The 5376-nt window shown below is 73.2% G+C and carries 6 protein-coding genes; 1 reads left to right on the forward strand and 5 read right to left on the reverse strand.

Features of this window, described 5'->3' with window-relative positions; all coding sequences use genetic code 11:
• Positions 1-48 precede the first annotated feature (48 nt).
• Genes dxs through JHD21_RS20305 form a run of 4 tightly spaced genes read right to left on the reverse strand, consistent with a single transcriptional unit; the run spans position 49 to position 3793 of the window.
• Positions 49-1974: a 1-deoxy-D-xylulose-5-phosphate synthase gene (gene dxs, locus JHD21_RS20290; protein ID WP_292679039.1), complete on the reverse strand. Its 1926-nt coding sequence runs from the start codon at positions 1972-1974 to the stop codon at positions 49-51.
• A 30-nt stretch (positions 1975-2004) separates the two neighbouring features.
• A complete protein-coding gene (locus tag JHD21_RS20295) occupies positions 2005-2934 on the reverse strand; it encodes an SMP-30/gluconolactonase/LRE family protein (RefSeq protein WP_292679042.1) in 930 nt (309 codons plus the stop codon).
• On the reverse strand, positions 2931-3371 hold the full coding sequence (locus JHD21_RS20300; protein ID WP_292679045.1) for an NUDIX hydrolase: 441 nt from the start codon (positions 3369-3371) through the stop codon (positions 2931-2933). The genes JHD21_RS20295 and JHD21_RS20300 overlap by 4 nt, the downstream gene beginning before the upstream one ends.
• Positions 3368-3793: a cupin domain-containing protein gene (locus JHD21_RS20305; protein WP_292679048.1), complete on the reverse strand. Its 426-nt coding sequence runs from the start codon at positions 3791-3793 to the stop codon at positions 3368-3370. Before JHD21_RS20305 ends, JHD21_RS20300 begins: the two co-directional genes overlap by 4 nt.
• Before the next feature lie 91 nt (positions 3794-3884).
• Here JHD21_RS20305 and JHD21_RS20310 point away from each other — a divergent pair, with 91 nt between their 5' ends.
• Entirely contained in the window at positions 3885-4883 is a 999-nt protein-coding gene (locus JHD21_RS20310; RefSeq protein WP_292679051.1) for a glycosyl hydrolase family 18 protein, read from the forward strand.
• 30 nt (positions 4884-4913) lie between these two features.
• Here the strand turns inward: JHD21_RS20310 and JHD21_RS20315 are convergent, their stop codons facing one another.
• Entirely contained in the window at positions 4914-5285 is a 372-nt protein-coding gene (locus JHD21_RS20315) for a hypothetical protein (protein ID WP_292679053.1), read from the reverse strand.
• Between the last annotated feature and the right edge of the window lie 91 nt (positions 5286-5376).

The raw sequence follows: 5376 nt of genomic DNA on the forward strand, positions 1-5376 counted from the left end.
GCCGTCAGCAGCAGGGCCGCCCCGGCCAGGAGGGGGCGAGGGCGCGTCCTAGACCGTCTTGTCGGCATCGACCGGAGGGCCGCCCACGGCCTCGTCGGCGCCCGGGTCGGGCAGGGCCGACATCGCCTCGACGATGCCGAGGGCCAGCGCCTGCGGGGTGAGCCCGATCTGCTCGAGGATCCGGCCCCGCTTGGCGTGGCCGAGGAACTCCTGGGGGATGCCGTGCAGCCGGAACGGTGTGCTCACGCCCGCCTCGGTGAGGGTCTGCAGCAGCACCGCGCCGCAGCCCCCGATCTCCCCGTTGTCCTCCACGCTGACGACCAGCCGGTGCTCGCGGGCCAGCTGGACGATGGCCGGGTCGACGGGCTTGACCCAGCGCGGGTCCACGACGGTCACGCCGATGCCCTGGGCGCCCAGCCGGTCGGCCACGTCGACGGCCACCTCGGCCATCGAGCCGACCGCGACGAGCAGGACGTCGCGGGGACCCTTGCGGACCAGGACGTCGGCGGCGCCGGCCTTGCCCACCGCCGGGATGTCGTCGGGCGGCGGCCCCTTGGGGATGCGCAGCACGGTCGGCGCGTCGTCGACCTCGACCGCCTCGCGCAGCAGCTCGCGCACCCGGGCCGCGTCGCGCGGCGCGGCCAGCCGGAGGCCGGGGACCACCTGGAGGATCGACATGTCCCACATGCCGTTGTGGCTGGCTCCGTCGTCACCGGTGACGCCGGCGCGGTCGAGCACGAAGGTCACGCCGCAGCGGTGCAGGGCGACGTCCATGAGCACCTGGTCGAAGGCCCGGTTGAGGAACGTCGCGTAGATCGCGACCACCGGGTGCAGGCCGGCCATGGCCAGACCCGCCGCCGAGGTGACGGCGTGCTGCTCGGCGATGCCGACGTCGAAGGTCCGCTCCGGGAAGCGTGCCTGGAAAGTGTGCAGGCCGACCGGGTGCATCATCGCCGCGGTGATCGCCACGAGGTCGCGGCGCTCGGCTCCCAGGGCCACCAGCTCCTCGGAGAACGCGTCGGTCCAGATCCGGCCCTTGGAGGGCGCCTCGCCGGTCTCGAGGTCGAACGGGCCGACCTGGTGGAACTGGTCGGCCTCGTGCTGCTCGGCCCGGTCGTAGCCGAACCCCTTGCGGGTGATCGCGTGCACGATCACCGGGCCGTTGAACTTCTTGGCCCGGGCCAGCGCCTGCTCCATGGCGGGCCGGTCGTGACCGTCGACGGGACCGACGTACTTCAGGCCGAGGTCCTCGAAGAGCCCTTGGGGCGCGACGGCGTCCTTGAGGCCCTTCTTCATCGCGTGCAGGGCGTCGTACGCCGTGGGGCCGACGCCCGGGACGGCGTTGAGGCGCCGCTTGACCTGGTCCAGGACCTGCTCGTAGCGCGGGTTGGTGCGCAGCGAGGTCAGCGCGGTGGTGAGCCCGCCGATGGTCGGGGTGTAGGAGCGGCCGTTGTCGTTGACCACGATGACCAGCCTGGAGTCCTTGGCCACGGCGATGTTGTTGAGCGCCTCCCAGGCCATCCCGCCGGTGAGGGCACCGTCGCCGATGACCGCGACGACGTGCCGGTCCTCGCCGCGGATCGTGTAGGCCTTGGCCAGCCCGTCCGCGTAGCTCAGCGACGTGGAGGCGTGGGAGTTCTCGACGATGTCGTGCTCGGACTCCGCCTGGCTGGGGTAGCCGCTGAGGCCCCCCTCCTGGCGCAGCCGGTCGAACTGGCCGGCCCGGCCGGTGACCATCTTGTGCACGTAGGCCTGGTGGCCGGTGTCGAAGACGACCCGGTCCCGGGGGGAGTCGAAGACCCGGTGGATGGCGAGCGTCAGCTCGACGACGCCGAGGTTGGGGCCGAGGTGACCACCCGACGGGGCGCAGGCCCGCACGAGCAGGTCCCGGATCTCGGTCGCCAGGGTCGCCAGCTGGTCGTCCGACAGGTCACGGAGGTCGCGAGGACCGGTGATCGTCTCGAGCAGTGGCATGCGGGGAGTCTACGGAAGAGTGCGCGCAGATCAGAGTTGGTGGACCGCCACCGAGGGCTCCTCCAGGCTGCCCATCCAGACCCGGCCGTCGTGCTCGCGGACGCCGGTGACCATGTGGAAGCCCTCCGTCTTCACGTCGATGTCGTGCACGAGGGTGCCGGCGTCGTCGTACGCCTGGACGCGGACGGTGCGCTTGGGCTTCGGCTGCAGCGCCGCGGGGATCCGGGTCACCAGCCGGCGCAGCACCATCGGGCCGTGCTGGAGCCGCTCGACGAGCGGGTCGCGCGGGCTGGCGATGGTCACCCAGATCAGGCCGTCGCTCCCCCGGGCGATGTTGTCGGGATAGCCGGGCAGGTCCGCGCAGAGCAGGTCCCTGGTGCCGGCCCGGTCGCCGGTCAGCCAGAGCCGGACGACCGTCCGTCCGGCGCACTCGGCGACGGCGACGAAGTCCTCGGCCTGGGACAGCGCGACCCCGTTGGAGAAGCGGAGCCCGTCGAGCACGACCTCGAGCGTCCCGTCCGGGTCGCGGCGGAGCAGCCGGCCGCTGGTGGTGTTCTGGACGAAGTCGTCCTTCCACTGGTCGATGCCGAACTTCGTCGAGGAGTCGGAGAACCAGATCGTGCCGTCCGTCGCGACCGCCGCGTTGTTGCAGAACACCATCCGGACGCCGGCCACGCTGTCGACCAGGGTCTCGACGGCGCCGGTGGCGGGGTCGACGCGCAGCAGTCCGAGCTTCGCGTCACAGACGACGAGTCGGCCGTCGGGGTCCAGCTCCAGGCCAAGCGGCCTCCCACCGGTGTTCGCGACCCGCTCGACCGTCCTGCCGTCGTCCCGGACCCGCCAGATGGTCCCGTCCTCCGTGCCGGTGTACACCGCACCCGCGTCCGGACCCTGGGTCGCGACAACCACGTCCTCGGCGCCGTGGGCGGGGAGCGGGATGACCGAGAAGCTGGTGCTCATGGGAGCAGACTGGCGTACTCCGGCGAGTCGAGGAACAGGGGCACCACGACCGCCGCCACGTCCGACAGCGGCAGCGTCACCGCGGCGGAGGGCTCGACGAAGACGATCTGGCGTCCCTCCCCGCAGACCACGTCCGCGTCGGTGGCCCGGGTCGCCCCGGTGAAGACCCAGATCGTGGCGCCGTCCTCATGGGCGGTGAAGTCCCGCCACAGCCGCAACGGGCCGGTGAGGCCGTCGTGACCGACGGCCAAGCCGGTCTCCTCGCCGAGCTCGCGGTGCGCCGCTCGCTCGACCGCCTCGCCGGGCTCGACGTGGCCGCCGACCAGTCCCCAGCAGTCCGGGGAGATGCGGGCGTGCTCGTCTCGCTCCTGGAGGAGCACCCACCCGCGTGGGTCCACGAGCAGGACGGAGGCGAATCTTCTCGCCGATCCGTTCACGCGCGGGCGTACCGGCGCTGGCCCAGCACCCGGGACACGAACGCCATGGACCGCGGCACCGGCACCCGGAGGACCGCGTGCTTGCGGACGTACTCCTCCACGGTCCAGGTGCTCCAGCTCCCGGCCGGGAAGTACGCCGCGTCGCCGACGCCGAGGACGATCGGCTCCTCGCCGTCCACCTCGACCCGCACCGACCCCTCGACGATGCTGACCGTCTCGTCGAACCCGAACCACCATCGGAACGACCCGGCGGTGCACTCCCACATCCAGTGCGAGGTGGTCCCGTCCGCCGACACCGCCCAGGTGCGGGCCCGGGCCCGGGGGTCGCCGGAGAGGACGTCCTCGGGGCGGATGGGGTCGTCCTGGAGGTCGGCGGACCGGTGCATCATCGAGACGGCGGCCTGGGAGGTCTGGTCGGGCACCGGACCATCATCCCCGCGCGAGGGCTCGGTTGTCCCGGTTCGGCCGCGGTTTCATGGCGGCTCGGTGGCGGTTCGATGACACAGTGGGCCGATGCGCACCGCAGCCCTGGTCACGACCCTCACGATCGCGCTCCTCGCCCCGGCCCCTGCGCTGGGCATGCCCGACGACCGGCGGGCCGGCGAGCTCGCCTCGACCGGCTACATCCTCGGCGGCACGCCCGACCGGATCGTCGAGCGGGACGCGCACGGGCTGGCCACGTTGGGCGTGGTGGGCGTGACGATCTCCGCGGACGGCAGGGACGTGTCGCCGCCGGACCGCGGCACCCGGCATCTGCTGGCCACCGCCCGCGACCACGGGCTGCGCGCCGAGCTGCTGGTGAGCAACTACAGCGACGCGATCGGCGGCTTCGACTCCGCTGCCGCCGCGGCGCTGCTGCGGCACCCGAAGCGGGTGCGCAAGGTCGCCGCGACCCTGGCCGGCTTCGTGACGGACCAGGGGTGGGACGGCATCCACCTGGACCTGGAGTCGATGTCCCGCAAGGACGGCCCGGGGCTAGTCCGGCTGGCCGAGGAGCTGCAGGCCCGGATGTCGCCGGAGAAGACGGTGAGCCTGGCGATGCAGGCCTCGACCGAGCGGCGGGCCTACCGGGCCCGGGGCTACCAGCTGGCCGCGCTCGACGCGACCCTCGACACGATCGCGCTGATGACCTACGACCAGCACGGGCCGACCTGGTCCGGTCCCGGTCCGATCGGGGCCCGGCGCTGGCAGCGGCAGGCCGTCCGGACCCTCTTGGAGACCGTTCCCGCCACCAAGGTCGACCTGGGAGTCGCGGGCTACGGCTACTTCTGGCCCAGGCACGGCACCGGGAGCACGCTCACCGTCAAGCAGGCCCGCAAGCGGGTGGCCGCCGACGGCGCCACGCCGACCTGGCGGGCCGGCGCCGGGGAGTGGACCGCCCGGTTGTCCGACGGCACCGTGCTGTGGTGGTCCGACGGCCGCTCCTACGAGCTGCGCGTGGCGATGGCCGAGTCCCTCGGCCTGCACGGCGTCGCCCTGTGGCGGCTCGGCTCCACCGACCCGCTGCCCTAGCGTCCGGGCGGGCGTACGGCGTCGGGCGGGTCAGAGCCGCGCGACGTAGCGCCTCCCGCGCAGCGCCTCCTCGACGAGGCCGACGGCGCGGCGCAGCACCGCCAGCCGGGCCTCCTCGGTCTGCCACGTCCGGATCGCCGCCTCGATCACGTCGAGAGCGGCGACGTCGCGCAGCTCGGCCCGCGCCTCGCTGAGCCCCCGGCGCACCGACGCCTGGCAGGCCTCGACGTGCAGCACCGCGAACCGCGCCAGCACCACGACGTGGCGCCTCAGGGTCGGATAACCGCGGAACTCGGGCGGGCACAGGTCGAGCAGCCAGAGCTCGGCGGTGCGCTCCCAGTCCGGTGCGTCGGGAGGCCGGACCTGGCGCGGCCAGCCGGGCGGGGCGACATGGGTGGCCATGTCGAGAGTGTAGGTCAGGACTCGAACATGCGTTCGATCCATGCAGCTGTATCCCCCCGGGCTGGGCGTGGTGCCCGCGCGCGTAGCCGAT

The organism is Nocardioides sp. (genome assembly GCF_016462705.1).
GTDB lineage: Bacteria > Actinomycetota > Actinomycetes > Propionibacteriales > Nocardioidaceae > Nocardioides.